Raw genomic sequence first — 22,925 nt, forward strand, 5'->3', positions numbered from 1 at the left:
TTACCCAGGTTACCAGTAAAACCTATCATTTTCCCAAAGAAAGGAACCCTATCTTAATGCCCTTAATACCTGAAAAGTCTAGAACAGATAGCTTATTTTACAAATGGTTTTTAAATAATCAAGCTACCATGGCTTTAGTAATAACACTTTTAGCCTTTTTAACGATTTTTGTTTTTACTAAAATCTCTTTTTTATTTATGCCAGTGATTTCTTTTTTTGCGGTCATCATGTTGCCCTTGGTTATTTCGACCATTCTGTATTATCTGACCAAACCCTTAGTTGACCTTATTAATCACTTGGGCCCGAATCGTACCACCTCTATTTTTATTGTTTTTGGTTTGATTACCTTACTTTTTGTCTGGGCGATTTCAGGCTTTGTTCCCATGGTACAGACCCAACTTACCAGTTTTATTGAGGATCTGCCCAAATACGTGGGCAAGGTCAATGAAGAAGCCAATAAACTTCTTGAAAATGAATGGTTAGTCAGCTATAAGCCCCAACTCCAAGACATGCTTACCCATACAAGTCAAAAGGCTTTGGATTACGCGCAAAGTTTTTCAAAAAATGCTATTGACTGGGCTGGTAATTTTGCTGGTGCCATTGCTCGGATTACCGTGGCTATTATTATTTCGCCCTTTATTCTCTTTTATTTTTTACGAGACAGTAGCCACATGAAAAATGGCCTTGTGAATGTCTTACCTCTCAAATTACGGGTGCCTATGGTTCGAGTCTTGGGAGATATTAACAAGCAATTATCAGGCTATGTGCAAGGGCAGGTTACGGTTGCAATTGTTGTCGGCTTTATGTTTTCTATCATGTTTAGCCTTGTGGGACTGAAATATGCCATCACTTTTGGGATTATTGCTGGCTTTCTTAACATGATACCTTACTTAGGAAGTTTCCTTGCCATGATACCTGTTGTGATTATGGCTATGGTACAAGGCCCATTTATGTTGGTTAAGGTGCTTGTTATCTTTATGATTGAGCAAACCATCGAAGGGCGTTTTGTAGCACCGCTTGTTTTGGGAAATAAGCTGAGCATTCATCCTATTACCATTATGTTCTTGTTATTGACTGCAGGCTCTATGTTTGGTGTCTGGGGTGTTTTCCTTGTCATCCCAATCTACGCTTCTGTCAAAGTTGTGATTAAAGAATTATTTGACTGGTACAAAAAAGTTAGCGGTTTGTATGACGAAGAAGTATTGGTGATTGAGGAGGTTAAGGACCATGTTAAATAGTGAAAAAATGATTGCTTCCTTGGATCAGCAAGACCTAGCGCACGCTGAAAAATATTTCCAAAAAGCTTTAAAAGAAGATGATGCAGATAGTTTAATCGCCTTAGGAGAATACTTAGAAAGTATAGGTTTTTTGCCACATGCCAAGCGTATTTATTTGCAGTTAGCTGATGATTACCCAGAACTCAATATAAATTTAGCTCAGATTGCAGCAGAAGACGACGCCATTGAAGAAGCTTTCTTGTATTTGGATAAGGTTTCAAAAGATAGCCCCAATTATTTGTCAGCTCTCTTAGTAATGGCTGACCTCTATGACATGGAAGGACTGACAGAGGTGGCGCGTGAAAAATTGCTTCAAGCAGTGGGCATCAGCCCAGAGCCATTGGTCATTTTTGGTTTGGCAGAAATTGACATGTCCTTGCAGCATTTTAAAGAAGCTATTGATTACTATGCACAGTTAGACAATCGTCAAATCCTTGAATTGACAGGTATTTCCACTTATCAACGCATTGGACGAGCCTATGCTAGCTTAGGGAAATTTGAGGCAGCCATCGAATTCTTGGAAAAGGCCGTGGCCATTGAATACGAAGATGAAACTGTTTTTGAATTGGCGACCCTCATGTATGACCAAGAAAATTATCAAAAAGCCAATCTTTACTTTAAACAGTTGGAAACCATCAATCCAGATTATCCAGGTTATGAATATGGTTATGCTTTGAGTCTTCATGAAGAGCATAAGACGTCAGAAGCTTTGCGCTTGGTTCAACAGGGCCTACGTAAAAATGCATTTGACAGTCAATTATTATTACTAGCATCGCAGCTTTCTTATGAATTACACGATAGGCAGAATGCTGAAAATTACCTGCTTCAAGCAAAGGAAGTAGCTGTTGATGACGAAGAGATTCTCATGCGTTTAGTGACCCTTTATTTTGATGCCGAGCGTTTTGAGGAGGTTATTGCTCTTAATCGTGAGACGATTGATAATGTCTTAACCAAATGGACCATTGCAAAGGCTTACCACGCCTTGGAACAAGAAGAAGTTGCCTTGGCTCTTTATAATGAGATTTCGGCTGATTTGGCAGAAAATCCAGAGTTTTTACAGGATTATGCCTATTTATTAAGGGAGTTTGGCCAGTTTCACAAGGCTATCCAAATGGCTACCGCTTACCTCAGACAAGTGCCTGATGATGTGAATATGCAAGACTTTCTTGACCATATCAAGCACCAACAATCAGAATAAAAAAACAGTTCTCCTAGGGGAAATAACTTTCCTAGGAGAGCTGTTTTTTAGTTGCTTATCAGGATAATTTCATAGAGAGAATTTTGGCTTGGTCAGGAGTAACCCGTAAAGTTTTTTGACCAGTATAAGTCACAAATCCTGGCTTGGCGCCACTAGGTTTGTGTAATTTTTTAGCTTCAATCATATCGACCTGAACGAGATTTGATAACCTAGCTTTCGAATAATAAGCAGCTAGTTCGGCAGCATCAGTTTTAACCTCGTCACTTGGGTCAAGATTGTCTTTGATGATGACATGACTTCCAGGGATATCCTTAGCATGGAACCAGAGTTCTCCTTTTTTAGCCATTTTAAAGGTGAGTTCTTCATTTTGCAAGTTATTGCGTCCCACCATGAGAATGGTTGTTCCATCTGAAGCCAGGTACTGCTCAGGCTTTTTACGTTTATGGCGTTTGTCTCTTTGGCGACTTTTCAAAAAGCCAGCCTGATATAATTCTTCGCGAATATCTTCGATGTCGTCGATACTTGCTTGAGATAAATTGTAGTCTACGCTCTCAAAGTAAGTAATACTTTGCTTGGTATCGGCAATCAATCCAGATAAGTGTTTGACAGCTTCTTTTAGCTTTTGGTATTTTTTAAAATAACGTTGAGCATTTTGATTTGGTGTCAGAGCCTTGTCTAAGGCAATCTCAATTTTTTCCCCTGTATAATAATTGTCTAAAATCACAGAGTCTTGGTTGTTTGGGACCAGACTGAGGTAGGTGGTCAATAATTCTCCTTTTTGACGGAACAACTCAGCATTTTCAGTGGCTAGCAGCTCAGCTTCTTGCTTACTTAGCTTGTTGCGATTTTTGTCCAGTTCAGTTTGCACACGGTGGATCAAATCACTGGCTTGCTGATTGATACGGTCACGCTCAGCCTTGTCTTGATAAAAGTGGTCAAGCATGTCAGACAAAGTCTCAAACGTCGCATGACTATCTGAGAAAAGAACAGGCGCAAAAGAAGCTGTGGTCAGATTTGCCTGAGTAGGTCTAGCAAAAAACTCACGGAACCGTTTTAATTTGTCTGTGGTCAGAAGCTCGGCCAACTCTTTTGCGGTGTCTCGCCCCAAACCTTGAAAATGCTGTTGCAAGCTTTTAACTGTTAGTTCTTGTGTTTGGAGGATTTCAAATAGAGGCACATCTGTAATTGTAAAAGGATTAACAGCAGCTGTTTTAGGAGGCTCAATGTAGGTAGAGCCAGGTAAAATGGTGCGGTAAGAGTTTTGTGAAAAACCAACATGTTTAATGGATTCGATGATTTTATTTTCTGCACGGTCCACCAAGATGATATTACTGTGCTTCCCCATGATTTCAATGATTAGGGTTGCCTGAATAGCATCTCCGATTTCATTTTTATTAGATACCTTGATTTCGATAATGCGGTCATTATCAATCTGTTCTAACTGCTCAATGACTGCACCCTGGAGGTATTTACGCATAATCATGGTAAAGGTATTAGGTACCTGAGGATTTTGAAAGTCTGCTTGGGTGATTTGTACCCTTCCAAAAACAGGATGGGCAGACAATAGCAATTTATAATTCTTGCGATGGTTACGAATGGTTAAGACAAGTTCCCGTTCAAAGGGTTGATTGACCTTTTGGATACGACCGTAAAGCAAGTTCTCTTTTAATTCGTTGGTTAAATGGTGTAAGAAAAAGCCGTCAAAAGACATGGTTTCTCCTTTCTGAATTCTAATCTCTTCATTATACCACAAATACTTGACTAAAAATATGGACGAAAGAGCTTGCAATTTTTTTGATTTAGGTTATAATGTTAAAAAAACGAGAAAGGAAGTCAATGATGGTAAAAACACAACACTTAGCAAATTGGCAAAGCTGGCATAGATAAGTTGTGTTTATGAATTGGCATAGATACGACTTTTAGAGTACTTCTAAAAAGATATCTATGCGCTGACATTGGATTTCACAAGAGCGCCTAGTAATCATTACTAAGTGCTTTTTCTTTTGAGAAGTATTCTCATCATCAACGTTTTAAAGAGATTGACATGAAATGTGAGGAATTCAGATGAAAAACAAGAGTTTAATAGCTACCCTCCTTGTTTTAACTGTAATAGTGATAGGCTCTCTATTATCAAAAGGAGTATCAAAGGAAAACCGTGATTTGGCTAACCAACAAAACATTACAATTGGCATCTTACAATTCGTTACTCATGAGGCTCTTGATGATATTAAGCGAGGTATTGAAGATCAACTCAAAAAGCAGATGCCTCAAAAACAAAATGTAGTGATTAAGGTTATGAATGCTGAGGGGGATCAGAGTAAAATCCAAACAATGAGTAGGCAATTAGTGCAATCAGGAAGTGATATCGTGATTGGTATCGCAACCCCGGCGGCGCAAGGCTTAGCAGCCACCAGCAAGGATATCCCAGTTGTCATGTCAGCAGTATCTGATCCAGTAGGATCTAGATTAGTGATGCAATTGGATCAACCTGAAGCTAATGTAACTGGTCTATCTAATAAAGTGCCTGTTAAACAGACAATTGATTTAATGAAAAAGCTGACACCACATGTCAAAACAGTTGGAATTTTATATGCAAGTAATGAGGATAATTCCTTATCTCAAGTTAAAGAGTTTAGGCGGTTAGCTCGCAAAAAGGGCTACCAAGTTATTTCATACGCGGTTCCTTCTACTAATGAAGTTCCTGCCACGATGTCAGTTATGTTAGGTAAAGTAGACGCGGTATTTATCCCCCAAGACAATACTATAGCAAGTGCATTTTCATCAGTCATGACAACCAGCAAGGCTGCAAAGATTCCTGTCTACACTAGCGTTGATCGAATGGTTGAAAAAGGTGGTTTGGCAGCTATTTCTCAAAATCAGTACGATTTGGGAGTTCAAACAGCTAATCAGGTGTTAAAATTAATCAAAGGAAAGCGTGTTGTAGATGTTCCTGTCAAAGTTGTGGATATTGGTCAACCGCTAATTAATAAGAATGTAGCAGCAGAATTAGGTATTGCTATTAAAAAAGAAGATTTTCCTTCAGCTTCTTTTATTGAGAATTAATACAATGACATGTGATATAAAAGGTCAAGAAAAAACCATAAAAAACACCCTCACTGAGATGAATTTGGATGCCAAGTTAGACAATCGTTTTGAGGATGTAACGGTTATTTTTATCATTTTTAGTTTTAAAATGCTCTATTTTAGACACGTAAAAAATCTTGCCTTTTGAGTAAGTTTAAACATGATTCTCGACTTTTTTGTTTTCTGTCTTAGTTTCGTCAAAGTGATTGAAAAAAAAGACTAAGCCACGGTGCTGAACTAAGTATAAAACAAATCTAAAAATTAATGTAAAGAAAGGGTTTATACTGGCGAGAGTTACCCGCTAATATAAATATGAGGAAAAATATGATTATTTCATCAGTTTCACAAGGCCTTATATGGGGAGTTTTAGGATTAGGAATCTACCTGACCTTTAGGATTTTAAACTTCCCTGACATGACTACAGAAGGTTCTTTTCCTTTAGGAGGAGCTGTTGCGGTCACCGCTATTAGCTTAGGGTGGAATCCATTTCTATCAACCTTACTTGGTATGTTATCAGGTGCTTTAGCAGGTTTTTTAACAGGGCTGTTATATACGAAAGGAAAAATGCCAACACTTTTAGCGGGAATTTTGGTGATGACGTCATGTAACTCCATTATGCTAATGGTAATGGGAAGAGCAAACTTGGGTTTACATGATCATAAACGTATTCAGGATTGTTTACCTTTTTCAATTGATTTAAATAGCCTTTTAACAGGTCTGATAACTGTTGTGATTGTTATTAGCGTTTTGATCTATTTCCTTTACACTAATCTAGGTCAAGCTTATATCGCTACGGGAGACAATAAAGATATGGCTAAGAGTTTTGGTATTAACACGGATTGGATGGAAGTTATGGGACTTGTGGTTTCTAATAGTTTAATAGCTTTATCAGGTGCTCTAGTGAGCCAACAAGATGGCTATGCAGATGTCTCAAAAGGGATTGGAGTTATTGTTATTGGTTTGGCGAGCATAATTGTTGGTGAAGTACTATACTCAACTGGACTGACTCTTTTAGAACGTTTGATTGCTATTGTAATAGGCTCGATTCTTTATCAATTTTTAATTTCAGTAGTTATTACGCTAGGTTTTAATACAAGTTATTTGAAATTAATTAGTGCTCTTGTTTTAGCACTGTGCCTCATGATACCAGTGGTAAAAGAGCGCTTCTTTAAGGGAGTGAGGTTAACACGATGACAAAAATTATTGAATTGATCAATGCAACAGTTGACGTAGATAATGGTTTTGAAGATGCTAAAACAATATTGGACAATGTGACACTAACTATCTATGAACATGATTTTTTAACTATTTTAGGAGGAAATGGAGCTGGAAAATCAACCCTTTTTAATGTAATTGCAGGAACGCTAAGTTTGACACGGGGGCAAATTAGGATTCTTGGTCAGGATGTGACGCATTGGCCAGCAGAAAAAAGAGCTCTTTACCTATCGCGAGTCTTTCAAGATTCCAAAATGGGAACAGCCCCTCGGATGACAGTGGCTGAAAATCTCTTAATCGCACGTCAAAGAGGAGAAAAACGCTCCTTGGCTTCTCGAAAAATAACAGAGCACTTAGCTAGTTTTGAGGATTTGGTTAAACGAACAGGAAATGGCCTAGAAAAGCATTTAGAAACACCAGCAGGTCTTTTGTCTGGTGGACAAAGACAAGCTTTAAGTTTATTAATGGCAACGTTGAAAAAGCCAGCTCTCTTATTATTAGATGAACATACGGCTGCTCTTGACCCTAAGACGAGTCAATCTTTAATGCAATTGACAGATGAGTTTGTGACAAAAGATGGCTTAACAGCTTTGATGATTACCCACCATATGGAAGATGCATTAACTTATGGGAATCGTCTGATTGTAATGAAAGATGGAAACATTATTAAAGATTTAAATCAAATGGAAAAAGAACAACTGACGATTACTGACTATTACCAACTATTTGATTAATCAACGATCTAAATCATTGACTAATAATAAGTCAGTGATTTTTTGATTTCCATACTGAAAATAATCTGAAAGTATCAAGGCTATTTAGAGAAAAAACGCCTCAAATATGATATACTATAGAAGATAGTAGCATAGCTACATAACAGTAATTCGACTTACGTTGTAAGGACCGTTTGTAATAATAAAATATTTAAAGGAGTATCATGACTGATATTAAAATGATTGCCTTGGGAGGGGTCCGTGAATACGGAAAAAACTTCTATTTGGTAGAAATTAACGATTCTATGTTTATTTTAGACGCAGGGCTCAAGTACCCTGAAAATGAGCAACTTGGGGTAGATTTAGTCATCCCCAATTTAGATTATGTAATTGAAAACAAAGGTAAAGTACAAGGGATTTTCTTGAGTCATGGCCATGCTGACGCCATTGGAGCCCTTCCTTATTTGTTAGCTGAAGTATCAGCTCCTGTATTTGGATCTGAATTGACTATTGAATTAGCCAAGCTATTTGTGAAAAGTAATAACAGCACTAAGAAATTTAATAATTTTCATGTGGTAGACAGTGATACTGAAATTGAATTTAAAGATGGCCTAGTTTCGTTCTTTAGAACAACGCATTCAATCCCAGAAAGTATGGGTATTGTTATTGGAACAGATAAAGGAAACATTATTTATACCGGTGACTTCAAATTTGATCAAGCAGCAAGAGAAGGTTATCAGACGGATTTGCTACGTTTAGCTGAGATTGGGAAAGAAGGGGTTCTAGCTCTTTTATCAGATTCAGTCAATGCGACAAGCAACGATCAGATTGCCAGCGAATCTGAAGTTGGTGAAGAAATGGACAGTGTTATCTCTGATGCTGATGGCCGTGTCATTGTAGCTGCAGTAGCCTCAAATCTTGTTCGGATTCAGCAAGTATTTGATTCCGCCACTGCCCATGGGCGTCGTGTTGTTTTAACCGGAACAGATGCAGAAAATATTGTCAGAACAGCTTTACGTCTAGAAAAATTAATGATTACGGATGAGCGTCTTTTAATTAAACCTAAGGATATGTCTAAATTCGAAGACCATGAATTAATCATCCTTGAAGCTGGTCGTATGGGTGAGCCAATTAATAGCTTACAAAAAATGGCAGCGGGACGTCACCGTTATGTTCAAATCAAAGAAGGAGACCTTGTTTATATTGTAACAACACCAAGTACGGCTAAAGAAGCTATGGTGGCGCGTGTTGAAAACTTGATTTACAAGGCCGGTGGTTCTGTTAAATTAATCACTCAAAACTTACGTGTTTCAGGCCATGCTAATGGGCGTGATTTGCAACTATTGATGAATTTGTTAAAACCCCAGTATCTTTTTCCAGTACAAGGAGAATATCGTGATTTAGCTGCCCATGCAAAGCTAGCTGAAGAAGTTGGTATTTTTCCAGAGAATATTCATATTCTGAAGCGTGGCGATATCATGGTGCTTAATGACGAAGGTTTTCTCCATGAAGGAGGTGTACCTGCCAGTGATGTCATGATTGACGGTAATGCTATCGGTGATGTGGGTAATATCGTTTTACGAGACCGTAAAGTCTTGTCAGAAGATGGTATTTTCATTGTTGCTATTACTGTTTCTAAAAAAGAAAAACGCATTATTTCTAAGGCTAAAGTTAATACGCGTGGATTTGTGTATGTCAAGAAAAGTCATGATATTTTAAGAGAAAGTGCAGAATTAGTTAATACAACTGTTGGCAATTACTTAAAAAAAGATACCTTTGACTGGGGCGAATTAAAAGGGAATGTCAGAGATGATTTGTCTAAATTCTTATTTGAACAAACCAAAAGGCGCCCAGCGATTCTGCCGGTTGTGATGGAAGTTCGTTAGTGAAAATAGGAAGGTTAGGCAAAAACTGCCTACCTTCTTTGATTTTAACAACTGGTAAACCAGGAAACTGTTCACCCAAAAATACAGTAGATTTACGTGATAGGATTATTTTGGTATAAAGGAGTGTAATGAATGGCAAGTATTGCAATTGAATACCATTCGGTAGTTTTAGGAATGGAGCGTAAGGTAAATGTGATTTATCCTGACCAGTCTGAAATCCCTAAAAAAGATCAAGGGGATAAGGATATTCCTGTTTTATATTTGTTACATGGTATGGGAGGCAATGAAAACTCTTGGCAAAAACGAACAGCTATTGAACGCTTGTTGCGGCATACCAATTTGATAGTCGTTATGCCTTCGACAGACCTAGGTTGGTATACAGACACGGCTTATGGACTTAACTATTATCGGGCGTTGTCACAAGAGTTACCGCAGGTCTTAGCAGCTTTCTTTCCTAATATGACCCAGAAACGAGAAAAAACCTTTGTTGCTGGGCTCTCTATGGGTGGCTATGGTGCCTTTAAGTGGGCACTCAAAAGCAATCGGTTTTCTTATGCGGCATCGTTTTCAGGCGCTTTGGATTTTTCTCCTGAGACCTTGCTTGAGGGAAAACTGGGAGAATTAGCCTATTGGCAGGGCGTTTTTGGCCAGTTTGATGACCCTGACCTTGACAAGCATTACCTTAAAAATATGGTGGCAGAAAGTGATGGAAAAACCAAATTTTATGCTTGGTGTGGCTATGAGGATTTTCTTTTTGCCACTAATGAAAAAGCTATTGCTGATTTTCAGGCTCAAGGTCTTGACATTGATTATCATAAAGGTCATGGTAAACATGAGTGGTACTATTGGAACCAGCAATTAGAAGTCCTGTTAGAGTGGTTACCGATAAACTACCAAAAAGAAGAAAGGTTGTCTTAACCATTTCCTAGTACAACATGAGGTGACAAATGAAACAATTACTGGCGATCATTTTGTGGCTGCCTAAGCTAATAGTGAAAATGTTTTGGCACCTTATCAAAGGGTTTTTACAAACTATCTTATTAGTAACGATTATTATTATAGGGCTGATGTACTATTCTAATCACAGTGATTCCGTTTTAGCCAATAAGATCTCGATAGTTACTGAGCAAGTGGTGCAAATTTTTGATATCTTAACACAAAAGCCATCTGCAAAGACGCGTCATGGGAGTGGTAATAGTCATTCCACTTTCCTTGTTAGCGCTAAAGAAGGTAATCAACGACTTAAAAAGAGTTCGATTTCTTTTGGAAACTAGGCTGAAAATGTCCTCAAAAGGGTATTTTTTTGTTAGAATGAAAGTATGATTATTTTACAAGGAAACAAGTTAGAACGCTCTTTCTCAGGAGATGTTCTTTTTCAAAACATATCACTACAAGTTGATGAACGTGACCGCATTGCCTTGGTTGGTCCTAATGGAGCTGGCAAGTCGACTTTACTAAAATTATTGGTTGGGGAAGAAACCCCAACGAGCGGAGAAGTTAATACTAAAAAAGACCTAACCTTGTCTTATCTGGCTCAAAATAGCCGTTTTGAATCAGATCAAACAATATATGAGGAAATGCTCAAGGTTTTCGAAGCATTACGCCAAGATGAAAAGCGCCTGCGTCAGATGGAAATGGATATGGCAACCGTTTCAGGTCAAGTTTTAACCCGACTGATGACAGATTATGATCTGCTTACAGAGCATTTTCGTCAGCAAGGCGGCTTTACGTATGAATCTGACATCAAAGCCATTTTAAATGGGTTTAAGTTTGATGAGAGCATGTGGCAGATGACTATCGCTGAGCTGTCAGGGGGTCAAAATACTCGTCTGGCCTTGGCTAAAATGCTTTTAGAAAAGCCAGAACTATTGGTCCTTGATGAGCCAACAAACCACTTAGATATTGAAACCATTGCCTGGTTAGAGAACTACTTGGCCAACTATCAAGGAGCTCTAATCATTGTGAGTCACGACCGTTATTTTCTGGACAAAGTGGCGACCGTGACTTTAGATTTGACGCCTAACGGCTTAGATCGGTATAGTGGTAACTATTCTCGTTTTATGGCCTTAAAAGCTGAAAAACTAGTAGCCGAAGAAAAACAGTTCGATAAACAACAAAAAGAAATTGCCAAGCTAGAAGATTTTGTTCAAAAAAACATTGTCAGGGCCTCTACCACAAAAAGGGCTCAGGCTAGGCGTAAGCAATTGGAAAAAATAGAGCGTTTGGACAAACCCACAGGTGGGCGTAAATCTGCTCATATGACATTTCATGCAGAAAAACCATCAGGAAATGTTGTGCTAAGAGTTGAGGAAGCAGCCATCGGTTATGGAGACCAAGTCTTGTCCGAACCTATTAATGTAGATATCAATAAGTTGGATGCTATTGCCGTTGTAGGGCCAAATGGTATTGGTAAATCAACCTTGATCAAGTCGATTATTGGACAATTGCCTTTGCTCAAAGGACAACTCAAGTATGGTGCCAATGTCGAAACAGGTTATTATGACCAAACCCAATCACATTTGACGTCTAGCAACACAGTTTTGGAAGAATTATGGCAGGATTTTTCAACTACGCCAGAAGTCGATATCAGAAACCGATTAGGGGCTTTTCTCTTTTCTGGAGATGATGTCAAAAAATCGGTGGCTATGCTGTCAGGTGGAGAAAAAGCCCGTCTGCTTCTTGCGAAGTTATCTATGGAAAACAATAATTTTCTTGTTCTGGACGAGCCGACTAACCACCTAGACATTGACAGTAAAGAAGTGCTAGAGAATGCCCTCATTGACTTTGACGGTACCTTGCTTTTTGTCAGCCACGACCGCTATTTCATTAATCGTTTGGCAACTAAGGTTTTGGAAATTACCGAAAATGGCTCAACCCTTTACTTAGGTGACTATGATTATTACCTTGAGAAAAAGGCAGAGCTAGAAGAATTAGCCCGCCTAGCAGCAGGAGAGACAGTTGAGGAAACAAAAGAAGCCTCTGCCACTGATTATCAGCTACAAAAAGCTAATCAAAAAGAGCGTCGTCGCTTGACCCGCCGATATGAGGAGATTGAAGCAAGACTTGAAACCATTGAAGAGCGTATTGGTGCTATTCAAGAAGACATGCATGCCTCCAATGATACGGCGCAGTTAATCGCTTGGCAAAAGGAATGGGACCAATTGGATCAAGAACAAGAAGCTCTTATGGAAGAATGGGAAACCATCGCTGAACAAATAGAATCATAAAAATAAGCTTTAGCAGTTTTGCTAAGCTTATTTTTATCGCTTTGCTACTTGTTTGAAGGTGTGAAAGAGGTTTTAAAATGATGTGTTTTTTATGTCAAGGTCGGTAAAACGTGAAACTGTTATATAGTATTTTTAAATTTTTTAGTACAGTTTTGTTTGTAATTTCACAAACTATTGCATTTCTAAAAAACCAAATAAGGTAAGGTAGAAAGCGATTTAATTATTTGCAAATTGTGAAAAAAAGTTTTATCATAAAAAGGTAATATGATAATATGGAGGCCGAAATGGTAACAGTTTCTAAAGAACAACATTTAGATATGTTCCTTAAAATGGAACGTATTCGTGAATTTGATTCACGTATTAATAAACTCGTCCGTCGTGGATTTGTACAAGGGATGACTCACTTCTCAGTTGGTGAAGAAGCAGCCAATGTTGGAGCGGTGGCTCACTTGTCTTACGATGACATTATTTTTTCAAATCACCGTGGACATGGACAATCAATCGCTAAAGACATGGACCTTAATAAAATGATGGCTGAGCTTGCTGGTAAAGCAACTGGTGTGTCTAAAGGGCGTGGTGGCTCAATGCACTTGGCTGATTTTGAAAAAGGAAACTATGGTACTAATGGTATCGTTGGTGGTGGTTACGCTCTTGCAGTTGGTGCTGCCCTCACTCAACAATACAAAGGAACTAACAATATAGCTGTTGCTTTCTCAGGTGATGGCGCTACTAACGAAGGATCATTCCACGAGTCTGTTAATATGGCTGCAACATGGAAACTTCCTGTTATTTTCTTCATCATCAACAACCGTTATGGAATTTCAATGAGCATCAATAATGCAACAAATACACCACACTTATACACACGTGCAGAAGCTTACGGAGTTCCTGGTTTCTACTGTGAAGATGGCAATGACGTGATGGCTGTCTATGAAACAATGGGCAAAGCCGTTGAACATGTTCGTGGTGGAAATGGTCCAGCTATTGTTGAGGTAGAATCATACCGTTGGTTTGGTCACTCGACTGCAGATGCTGGTAAATACCGTACTAAAGAAGAAGTGGATGAGTGGAAAGAAAAAGATCCAATGATCAAATATCGTACTTATCTGACAAGCGAAGGCATTGCCACTGATGACGAATTGGATGCTATTCAAGCACAAGTCAAAAAAGAAGTTGACGATGCTTATGAATTTGCACAAAACAGTCCAGATCCAGAACTTTCAGTAGCCTTCGAAGACGTTTGGGTTGACTAAGAGCACCTTGTCAGTAAGAAGCAATCGTATTTGAATAATAAATGGAGAAATAAAAATGATGTCAGAAACAAAATTAATGGCTTTGCGTGAAGCAGTCAACCTTGCTATGACTGAGGAAATGCGCAAGGACGAAAACATTTTCCTTATGGGAGAAGACGTAGGGGTTTACGGAGGAGACTTTGGGACTTCTGTTGGAATGATTGAAGAATTTGGCCCTAAACGTGTTAAAGATACCCCAATTTCAGAAGCTGCTATCTCTGGTGCGGCTATTGGTGCAGCTATTACAGGACTACGTCCAATTGTCGACGTTACCTTCATGGATTTCCTTACCATCATGATGGACGCTATCGTGAATAATGGTGCTAAAAATAATTACATGTTCGGTGGAGGCCTTATTACCCCTGTAACCTTCCGTGTGGCATCAGGTTCTGGTATTGGTTCCGCTGCGCAACACTCACAATCTCTTGAGGCATGGTTGACTCACATTCCAGGAATCAAAGTTGTTGCTCCTGGTAATGCCAACGATGCTAAAGGCTTATTAAAATCAGCTATCCGTGATAATAACATTGTTCTTTTCATGGAACCAAAAGCGCTTTATGGTAAAAAAGAAGAAGTTAACCAAGATCCTGACTTCTATATCCCACTTGGCAAAGGTGACATCAAACGTGAAGGAACTGATTTGACAATTGTGTCATACGGTCGTATGTTGGAGCGTGTTCTTCAAGCGGCTGAAGAAGTAGCAGCGGATGGTATTAACGTTGAAGTTGTTGACCCACGTACCCTCATCCCACTTGATAAAGAGTTGATTATTGAATCTGTTAAGAAAACAGGTAAATTGATGCTTGTCAACGATGCCTACAAGACCGGTGGATTCATTGGGGAAATTGCAACCATGATTACCGAAAGTGAAGCCTTTGATTACCTTGATCATCCAATCGTTCGTCTTGCAAGTGAAGATGTTCCAGTACCTTATGCTCGTGTACTTGAACAAGCAATCTTACCAGATGTTGAGAAAATCAAAGCTGCTATTGTGAAAATGGCAAACAAAGGCAACTAGAAGATAAGGCAAGTGGTCCGATAAAGGCTATGTTTATCAGTAACGTCTCAGCTAAAAACTATTTTGAAAGTTTTTAGAAGAACTGAGTTGTCTTATCCCGTGTCGCGGCACCTCACCTTTCGTATGTTTTCGTAGCAAGGTGAGGATGTTGATGGCGCTTATCAAATCGTGAAAGGATGTAGAAATGGCATTTGAAATTATTATGCCAAAGCTGGGCGTTGACATGCAAGAAGGCGAGATCATCGAGTGGAAAAAACAAGAAGGTGATACCGTCAATGAAGGTGATATCCTTCTTGAAATCATGTCAGACAAAACCAATATGGAACTTGAGGCAGAAGACTCAGGTGTTCTTCTTAAAATTACACGTCAAGCAGGTGATACTGTACCTGTAACTGAAGTTATCGGTTACATTGGTGCAGAGGGTGAATCAGTAGATACTATTGCTTCAAGTGAAAAAACAACAGAAATTCCAGTTCCTGCTTCAGCAGACGCTGGACCAGCAGTTGCTCCAAAAGAAAATGTGGCAAGTCCAGCTCCTCAAGTGGCAGCGACAGCTATTCCGCAAGGAAATGGCGGAAAAGTTCGTGCTACTCCAGCTGCACGTAAGGCAGCAGCAGAAATGGGCATTGACCTTGGCCAAGTTCCAGGAACAGGACCAAAAGGACGTGTCCATAAAGAAGACGTTGAAAACTTTAAAGGTGCTCAACCGAAAGCTTCACCACTTGCTCGTAAAATTGCAGCAGACAAAGGTATTGATTTGGCAACCGTATCAGGTACTGGCTTTAACGGTAAGGTCATGAAAGAAGACATCATGGCTATTCTTGAAGCGGCTAAACCAGCTGAAGCAAAAGCCCCAGCAGCTAAAGAAGAAAAAGTTGTTGATCTTCCAGAAGGTGTGGAACACAAGCCAATGTCAGCTATGCGTAAGGCAATCTCTAAAGGTATGACAAACTCTTACCTTACTGCCCCTACCTTTACGCTTAACTACGATATTGACATGACAGAGATGATTGCCCTTCGTAAGAAGTTAATTGACCCAATCATGGCTAAAACAGGCCTTAAAGTCAGCTTTACAGACTTGATTGGTATGGCAGTGGTTAAAACCTTGATGAAACCTGAGCATGAGTACATGAATGCTTCCCTCATCAATGATGCTAATGATATTGAATTGCACCGCTTTGTGAACCTTGGTATTGCCGTAGGTCTTGATGATGGTCTTATCGTTCCTGTTATCCATGGGGCTAACAAGATGTGCTTGTCAGATTTCGTGCTTGCTTCAAAAGATGTGATTAAAAAAGCGCAAACTGGTAAGTTGAAAGCAGCTGAAATGTCTGGATCAACCTTCTCTATCACAAACTTGGGAATGTTTGGTACGAAGACATTTAACCCAATTATTAACCAACCAAACTCAGCAATTCTTGGTGTTGGAGCAACTATCCCAACTCCAACGGTTGTGGATGGTGAGATTGTTTCCCGTCCAATTATGGCAATGTGCCTAACCATCGACCACCGTTTAGTTGATGGTATGAACGGTGCAAAATTCATGGTTGATCTCAAGAAATTGATGGAAAATCCATTTGAATTGTTAATCTGATCAATCAGTTTTAAACAAGAAAAGCATTCAATAATAAAAGGGATTTTGCTAAGTTTAGACTTGGTGCCCTTTTCTCAAAAATATAGAAAGGATGTAGAACGAGGAGCTCTCATGCAAATGAGTGATAAGCAATTGAATCCGAGCGAAAAGCTCGGATAAAAATGGTAAGAGTTGGCTAATCTTAGCGTCGTAGACGTCTGAACTTTCCTCAGTTTTTGTTTCGGAAAGTCCTAGTCGTCCTGACGTGGGTGCGTCAACGAAATCAAAGATTTCTGACTTACCGCAAAAATTCAATCGCTTTCTCCTTGCTCTTGGTATCTTAAATTATGGCTGTTGAAATTATTATGCCAAAACTCGGTGTTGACATGCAAGAAGGTGAAATCATCGAGTGGAAAAAACAAGAAGGTGATACTGTCAATGAAGGCGATATTCTTCTTGAAATCATGTCAGATAAAACCAATATGGAACTTGAGGCAGAAGACTCAGGTGTTCTTCTTAAAATTACACGTCAAGCAGGTGAAACAGTACCTGTAACAGAAGTTATCGGATATATCGGTGCTGAAGGTGAATCTGTTGAGGTTTCTAGCCCAGCTGCTTCAGATGTGAATGTTGCTCGTACAACAGAAGATTTAGAAGCTGCTGGACTTGAAGTGCCAAAAGCACCAGCTCAAGCTGCTTCAGCTGCACCAAAAGCTGCACTTGCTGATGATGAGTATGACATCATCGTTGTTGGTGGTGGCCCTGCAGGTTATTATGCAGCTATTCGTGGTGCTCAACTTGGTGGTAAAATTGCCATCGTTGAGAAATCTGAATTTGGTGGAACTTGCTTGAACGTAGGGTGTATCCCAACCAAAACTTACCTTAAAAATGCTGAAATCCTTGATGGTATTAAGATTGCAGCAGGACGTGGGATTAACCTTGCCTCAACTAACTATACTATTGACATGGACAAAACAGTTGACTTTAAAAACACCGTTGTTAAAACCTTAACAGGCGGCGTTCAAGGTCTTCTAAAAGCTAATAAAGTCACTATCTTTAATGGGCTTGGTCAAGTCAACCCTGACAAGACTGTAACCATTGGGTCACAAACCATTAAGGGTCGCAACGTTATCCTTGCTACAGGTTCTAAAGTATCACGTATCAATATCCCAGGTATTGACTCTAAACTTGTCTTAACGTCAGATGATATCCTTGACCTCCGTGAAATGCCAAAATCACTAGCAGTTATGGGCGGTGGTGTTGTTGGTATCGAGCTTGGACTTGTTTGGGCATCTTACGGTGTGGATGTTACCGTTATTGAAATGGCTGACCGTATTATCCCAGCTATGGATAAAGAAGTCTCTCTTGAACTTCAAAAAATCCTTTCTAAGAAAGGCATGAAGATCAAAACATCTGTTGGTGTCTCTGAAATTGTTGAAGCAAATAACCAATTGACTTTGAAACTTAACAATGGTGAAGAAGTTGTTGCTGAAAAAGCTCTTCTTTCTATCGGACGTGTATCACAAATGAACGGTCTGGAAAATCTTAACCTTGAAATGGATCGTAACCGTATCAAAGTTAATGACTACCAAGAGACATCAATTCCAGGTATCTATGCGCCAGGTGACGTTAACGGAACGAAAATGCTTGCTCACGCTGCTTACCGTATGGGTGAAGTGGCTGCAGAAAATGCGATGCATGGCAACACAACTCGTAAAGCTAACCTTAAATACACTCCAGCAGCTGTTTACACACACCCTGAAGTGGCAATGGTTGGTTTAACTGAAGAACAAGCGCGTGAACAATATGGTGATGTGCTTATTGGTAAAAACAGCTTTACTGGTAATGGACGCGCGATTGCTTCAAATGAAGCACATGGTTTTGTTAAAGTTATTGCTGATGCCAAATACCACGAAATCTTAGGTGTTCATATTATTGGTCCAGCTGCAGCTGAGATGATTAACGAAGCAGCTACTATTATGGAATCTGAATTAACCGTTGATGAATTGTTATTATCAATTCATGGACACCCAACCTTCTCTGAAGTGATGTACGAAGCCTTTGCAGATGTGCTTGGCGAAGCTATCCATAACCCACCAAAACGTAAGTAAAACGTCTTTGTCTTATTAACTAATGAAAAATATCATCACATAACAGATCACAAAAAAGACTAGCACAACTATGAACTGCACCCCAAACGTTAGATATAAAACCCTAACGTTTGGGGTGTTTTTGTATGACATTAAGCTATGAAGATAAGCTAGACATTTAGCGCTAAAAAAACCGAGAGAACTCCGTTTGAAAGAAGCATCTCTGAAAAGAAGAAGACAAAAAACCATTATAAAGAATGGATAAAGACGAGTTCTGATTAGATTTTCTTTTAAGGACGGCTAAATTGACTCGTTCTACCTACTATTATCATCGATTATTGCAACAATAAACGTATCAAAATAAAACGAAAAGGACTTAGTCCTCTACAATACAGAACTAAATCCTTTACTTCAAATAGAGTAGCCAACTTTTGGGGCTCAGTGCAGTTTCTAGTTTTTTGTCTTTAATAACGTTTCATTGTTAACCCTTACTTTCCAATAACAGCTAAATCCTTAAGTCTTTCTTACGAAAGGGTTTTGTGATATGGTTAAAAGAAGCAACTAAAGCTCCACCTAAGAATTCTAAAGAGGAGGACTGATACCCAGTATGCGGTAAGCGTCGTTGTCTTTTGTGGGGAATTTTATGAGAGTTAAGAGCATTGTTTTTAGCTGCAATTCCTTGATCAGCAAGCTTTTATTGTTGATTTTGCCTGACAGGATGAGGAAAACTATAAAAGCCTTGATGAGAAAGATTATGATTTGAAAACATCGTTGCTTTTTTTCCATAGTGAATGACGTGCATCTGTTGACTATCATGATCGTAGACAGCGGCCAGTTTGTCATTGTTTTCTAATAAGTCGATATCAAGCTTGCTAATATAGGTTTCAAATTCTTGACGAGTCATATTTGGAAGCATCATATAGGCATAACGATCGCCATCTTGAGTATGGTTTTGCATGATAGTGATAAAGGTATTTGAAACTTCTTTGATGGCTTCTGGTGATTTGTCATCAGCTTTTATGTTTTGCCATTTCCCTGTTTGAAGTGCCTTACTTATGCTAAGTGTTGTTGGCTTGAAGAAGTAGTAACCAATATTTTGAGCGGGATCATCACTTTCAAGGAAAATACTTTTAGTGTTTGTAAAATCAACTAGCTGATTATTCAAGTCAACGGGTTGATTGTTAACATAAGAACAGTAAGGGTACTTTTGATTTTCTTTTCGTTGTTCAATAGTTGTATACGCCTTGTGAGATGATTGGTTTTTGATATTGCTACCAACAAAGATTATTTTGTTTCCTAAGATAAACCACCCTTTATTGAGGGTGAGGCTTTTATTCCAATTAGTGAAGGTCATAGCAGCTAGAGCACTTGTGTTATTAAGTTTTTTACTTGCAACAAAAGCGTCATCAGAGAGACCAGTCATGCCAACTTGTTGATAGTTCGTTTTAATATTCTCAGGAGTTCCCTCTAGTGGTTTTTGCTCAGTTTCTGTGGTTCCAGGTAAGCGGTAGGGATTTACCGTTGCCCAATAGTTTTCACTGTAGTGTCCTAAATCGTTATTGTATAGGTAAAACATTCCATCAGAAGTAAACCAGCCATGAAGATTTTCATTATTCATAGCTTCATAATTTTGAGTTCGATTCGAAAACATTGATAGGCCAAAAGCAAAATCGTGTTTATTATTATATAGTGCCAATTTATCCATACTATTGAAACTAGCTACGTAACTATCAAGTTTTTGGACTGGAACAGAAGTATCACTTAGTAGTTCTTTCATAAGTTTGATATCGTGATAGGTTTTCAAATTATCATAGACATTGTAAAAAGCATTCCCTTGTGTGACGAGTGTTTTTATACGTGTTTTAAGTGCCAAACGGTGAGGCTCTTCAGACATGTCAGCAATACGTAAAATAGCACGAAGTGCTTCAATGCCAGCAACATGAGATTGGGCATTAAAACGACTGATAGAACGCCCTCGAGTCATATCCATCATTTCTCCACGAACGATGATAGGGAAAAAAGAATGGTTAATCCAATGATAGATAGTAGCCATTTTATCCGCTTTTATAGGAGACTTTGTTTTTTGAATAATAGGAATTAATTGCGATAAGCCATCTATAAGCACATTACCGTAAGCTCCAGTGTAAGCAATGCCTTTTTTATAAAGTGGACTTTGAGCGTTAGTAACCACGTGATCAATTAAAGAACCGTCTTGGTAAAAACCATTTCCTTCATCAACTAGCGTGAAAACTTTCTCAATTGCTTTGATTGTATCACTAATTTCGAGATCATCTTTACGAAGAATACCGGAAATGAGTTTAACACGCCCCATATCAATTAAATTTCCGCTATTGGCTTCAAAAGGTGAAAAATTGGCAGCGCGAACCCTAAAACGAGTAGGGTCAGGCACAAATTTTTCGATTGGAGCTGTGTATTTAAGAATTTCTTCTTGAGTAAAATAAGGATACATCAAGGATAAGGTATTATTAATAGCACGAGGAGTTCCAATTTCATAAACCCACCAATTTTCTTTGTTTTCTTTTCCAGTTGTTTGATGATTTTCACGATCTAGATTATAAGCGTGTTCATACATGAAGGCCATACCGTCTTTTACAATAGCAATAGCTTTACTATCTTGATAATAGCATGATTCAGGATTAGTGATCTGTTTTGCTATTTTTTCAATATTGCGGTAAGTTTTCGTGATATTAGCAGAAGCGGAATAATCCTTTGCATGTTCCCAAAGGTAAGTTCTATTTTCGTGGTCAGGCCCTTGATAGCTTTTAATAATGTTTTGAGCATCCTTTTCAGCTTTATTATGAAAAGTGACCATGTCAGGATTGGTTTTATCATAAGCATCGTTGCCTGCGATAATACTGTTCCATTGGTCTAACAATTCAGTATAGTAGTCTTTTTGTTGTGGCTGTACTACCTTTTTTTCGCTATCTGTAGTAGTGAGCGTTTGCGTTTGAAAGTAAGTATTATTAGGTTCTGAATTTGAAGTCAGTGTATCGGCATAAATGGCAGTTCCTTGGCCCATCATAGCAAAGCTAAGGAATAGGTTTGAATAAAGTAGTAATTGTTTATGGTGTGTGCAAAAATAAGTATTCACTGATAAATTCCTCCAATATAAAAATGAGATAATAAAAGTAAATTGATTTACTAAGTAAAAATATACCACGTTAAAGTATTTTTATAAACCCTTACATAAATAATGGCTGAGTTTTTGTGCACTAATAAGTGTAGGTACTGAAGATGTCATACAGAATAGGACACTTGTCTTTTATATTTGTTTTCATTATACTAGAGAGGTAGATTACATTTTTGAAAGGATTTTTTCTCCTATGAAATACATCGTTAACAAAAGTCACAATCCTGCCTTTAACATCGCTTTGGAAGCCTATGCTTTTAGAGAACTAGTGGAAGAAGACGAATTGTTTATCCTTTGGATCAATGAGCCAGCTATTATTATTGGCAAACATCAAAATACCATTCAAGAAATCAATAAAGAATACATTGATGAACATGGTATTCATGTTGTGCGACGTTTATCTGGTGGTGGTGCGGTTTATCATGATTTGAATAACTTGAACTACACTATCATTTCAAATAAAACAGCGGAAGGCGCATTTGATTTCAAAACCTTCTCACAACCTGTGATTGCGACTTTAGCTGATTTGGGTGTAACAGCCAACTTTACAGGCCGTAATGATATTGAAATTGATGGTAAAAAAATCTGCGGTAATGCTCAAGCTTACTACAAAGGTCGCATGATGCACCATGGTTGCCTTTTGTTTGATGTGGATATGACCGTTCTTGGCGATGCTCTTAAGGTAAGTAAGGACAAGATTGAGTCTAAAGGAGTGAAGTCTGTTCGTGCTCGCGTGACCAATATTTTAAATGAATTACCAGAAAAAATTACCGTTGAGGAATTTTCAGATAAAATCTTGGCCAAGATGAAAGAAACGTACCCAGACATGACAGAATATGTCTTGTCAGAGGATGAGTTGGCTAAGATTGAACAATCTGCCAAAGAGCAATTTGGTAGCTGGGATTGGACCTACGGCAAAGCGCCAGAATATACGATTGAACGCAATGTTCGTTACCCTGCAGGTAAAATTTCAACCTTTGCAAATGTTGAAAATTCTATCATTAAAAACCTTAAAATCTATGGTGATTTCTTTGGAATCAAAGATGTGCAAGACATTGAGAACTTATTAATTGGTTGTAAATATGAGTACCGTGATGTTTTTGAACGTTTAAAAACGATTGATACGACCCAGTACTTCTCACGCATGACCGTTGAAGAAGTTGCTAAAGCTATTGTTTCTTAGTGGTTTTAATCACTTAAG

16 protein-coding genes and 1 pseudogene are annotated in these 22,925 nt (G+C 38.6%); 15 read left to right on the plus strand and 2 right to left on the minus strand.

What is annotated here, in order from left to right; translation table 11 throughout:
- The first annotated feature begins 56 nt into the window (after positions 1-56).
- On the plus strand, positions 57-1,238 hold the full coding sequence (locus B6D67_RS04130) for an AI-2E family transporter (protein WP_002990002.1): 1,182 nt from the start codon (positions 57-59) through the stop codon (positions 1,236-1,238).
- Positions 1,228-2,475 carry a tetratricopeptide repeat protein gene (locus tag B6D67_RS04135; protein WP_010922231.1) on the plus strand — a complete coding sequence of 416 codons (1,248 nt, stop codon included), beginning with the start codon at positions 1,228-1,230 and terminating at the stop codon, positions 2,473-2,475. The genes B6D67_RS04130 and B6D67_RS04135 overlap by 11 nt, the downstream gene beginning before the upstream one ends.
- A 58-nt stretch (positions 2,476-2,533) precedes the next feature.
- On the opposite strand, the gene fbp54 is transcribed toward B6D67_RS04135, so the two are convergent.
- Entirely contained in the window at positions 2,534-4,186 is a 1,653-nt protein-coding gene (fbp54, locus tag B6D67_RS04140) for an Rqc2 family fibronectin-binding protein Fbp54 (protein ID WP_010922232.1), read from the minus strand.
- A 353-nt stretch (positions 4,187-4,539) separates the two neighbouring features.
- Here fbp54 and trpX point away from each other — a divergent pair, with 353 nt between their 5' ends.
- From trpX to B6D67_RS10615, 12 genes and pseudogenes are all read left to right on the plus strand, one after another.
- A complete protein-coding gene (trpX, locus tag B6D67_RS04145; protein ID WP_010922233.1) occupies positions 4,540-5,538 on the plus strand; it encodes a tryptophan ABC transporter substrate-binding protein in 999 nt (332 codons plus the stop codon).
- A gap of 345 nt (positions 5,539-5,883) precedes the next feature.
- A complete protein-coding gene (locus B6D67_RS04155) occupies positions 5,884-6,753 on the plus strand; it encodes an ABC transporter permease (protein WP_002991975.1) in 870 nt (289 codons plus the stop codon).
- Positions 6,750-7,508: an ABC transporter ATP-binding protein gene (locus tag B6D67_RS04160; RefSeq protein WP_011285499.1), complete on the plus strand. Its 759-nt coding sequence runs from the start codon at positions 6,750-6,752 to the stop codon at positions 7,506-7,508. Before B6D67_RS04155 ends, B6D67_RS04160 begins: the two co-directional genes overlap by 4 nt.
- 203 nt (positions 7,509-7,711) lie before the next feature.
- On the plus strand, positions 7,712-9,373 hold the full coding sequence (locus B6D67_RS04165) for a ribonuclease J (RefSeq protein WP_010922236.1): 1,662 nt from the start codon (positions 7,712-7,714) through the stop codon (positions 9,371-9,373).
- Positions 9,374-9,505: 132 nt separating this feature from the next.
- Positions 9,506-10,291: an alpha/beta hydrolase gene (locus B6D67_RS04170; RefSeq protein ID WP_002989989.1), complete on the plus strand. Its 786-nt coding sequence runs from the start codon at positions 9,506-9,508 to the stop codon at positions 10,289-10,291.
- Between the two features lie 29 nt (positions 10,292-10,320).
- Entirely contained in the window at positions 10,321-10,647 is a 327-nt protein-coding gene (locus B6D67_RS04175) for a hypothetical protein (protein WP_002989987.1), read from the plus strand.
- A gap of 45 nt (positions 10,648-10,692) precedes the next feature.
- Positions 10,693-12,600 (plus strand): ABC-F family ATP-binding cassette domain-containing protein, encoded by a 1,908-nt coding sequence (locus B6D67_RS04180; protein ID WP_010922237.1) that lies wholly within the window; start codon positions 10,693-10,695, stop codon positions 12,598-12,600.
- A gap of 284 nt (positions 12,601-12,884) precedes the next feature.
- A complete protein-coding gene (locus tag B6D67_RS04185) occupies positions 12,885-13,853 on the plus strand; it encodes a thiamine pyrophosphate-dependent dehydrogenase E1 component subunit alpha (protein ID WP_010922238.1) in 969 nt (322 codons plus the stop codon).
- Between the two features lie 58 nt (positions 13,854-13,911).
- Complete coding sequence (locus B6D67_RS04190) at positions 13,912-14,910, plus strand: alpha-ketoacid dehydrogenase subunit beta (protein ID WP_002989981.1); 999 nt, start codon at positions 13,912-13,914, stop codon at positions 14,908-14,910.
- Positions 14,911-15,094: 184 nt separating this feature from the next.
- Positions 15,095-16,504, plus strand: a complete 1,410-nt coding sequence (locus B6D67_RS04195; RefSeq protein ID WP_010922239.1) for a dihydrolipoamide acetyltransferase — start codon at positions 15,095-15,097, stop codon at positions 16,502-16,504.
- A 326-nt stretch (positions 16,505-16,830) separates the two neighbouring features.
- Positions 16,831-18,594 (plus strand): dihydrolipoyl dehydrogenase, encoded by a 1,764-nt coding sequence (gene lpdA / locus B6D67_RS04205; RefSeq protein ID WP_010922240.1) that lies wholly within the window; start codon positions 16,831-16,833, stop codon positions 18,592-18,594.
- A gap of 309 nt (positions 18,595-18,903) precedes the next feature.
- Positions 18,904-19,041, plus strand: a pseudogene (locus tag B6D67_RS10615) (IS3 family transposase); the annotation flags it as partial.
- A gap of 226 nt (positions 19,042-19,267) precedes the next feature.
- Here B6D67_RS10615 and hylA read toward each other — a convergent pair.
- Complete coding sequence (hylA, locus tag B6D67_RS04215; RefSeq protein ID WP_010922241.1) at positions 19,268-21,685, minus strand: hyaluronidase; 2,418 nt, start codon at positions 21,683-21,685, stop codon at positions 19,268-19,270.
- A gap of 232 nt (positions 21,686-21,917) precedes the next feature.
- On the opposite strand from hylA, the gene B6D67_RS04220 reads away from it, so the two are divergent.
- On the plus strand, positions 21,918-22,907 hold the full coding sequence (locus B6D67_RS04220) for a lipoate--protein ligase (RefSeq protein WP_002992006.1): 990 nt from the start codon (positions 21,918-21,920) through the stop codon (positions 22,905-22,907).
- Positions 22,908-22,925 lie beyond the last annotated feature (18 nt).

The organism is Streptococcus pyogenes (genome assembly GCF_002055535.1).
Lineage (GTDB): Bacteria > Bacillota > Bacilli > Lactobacillales > Streptococcaceae > Streptococcus > Streptococcus pyogenes.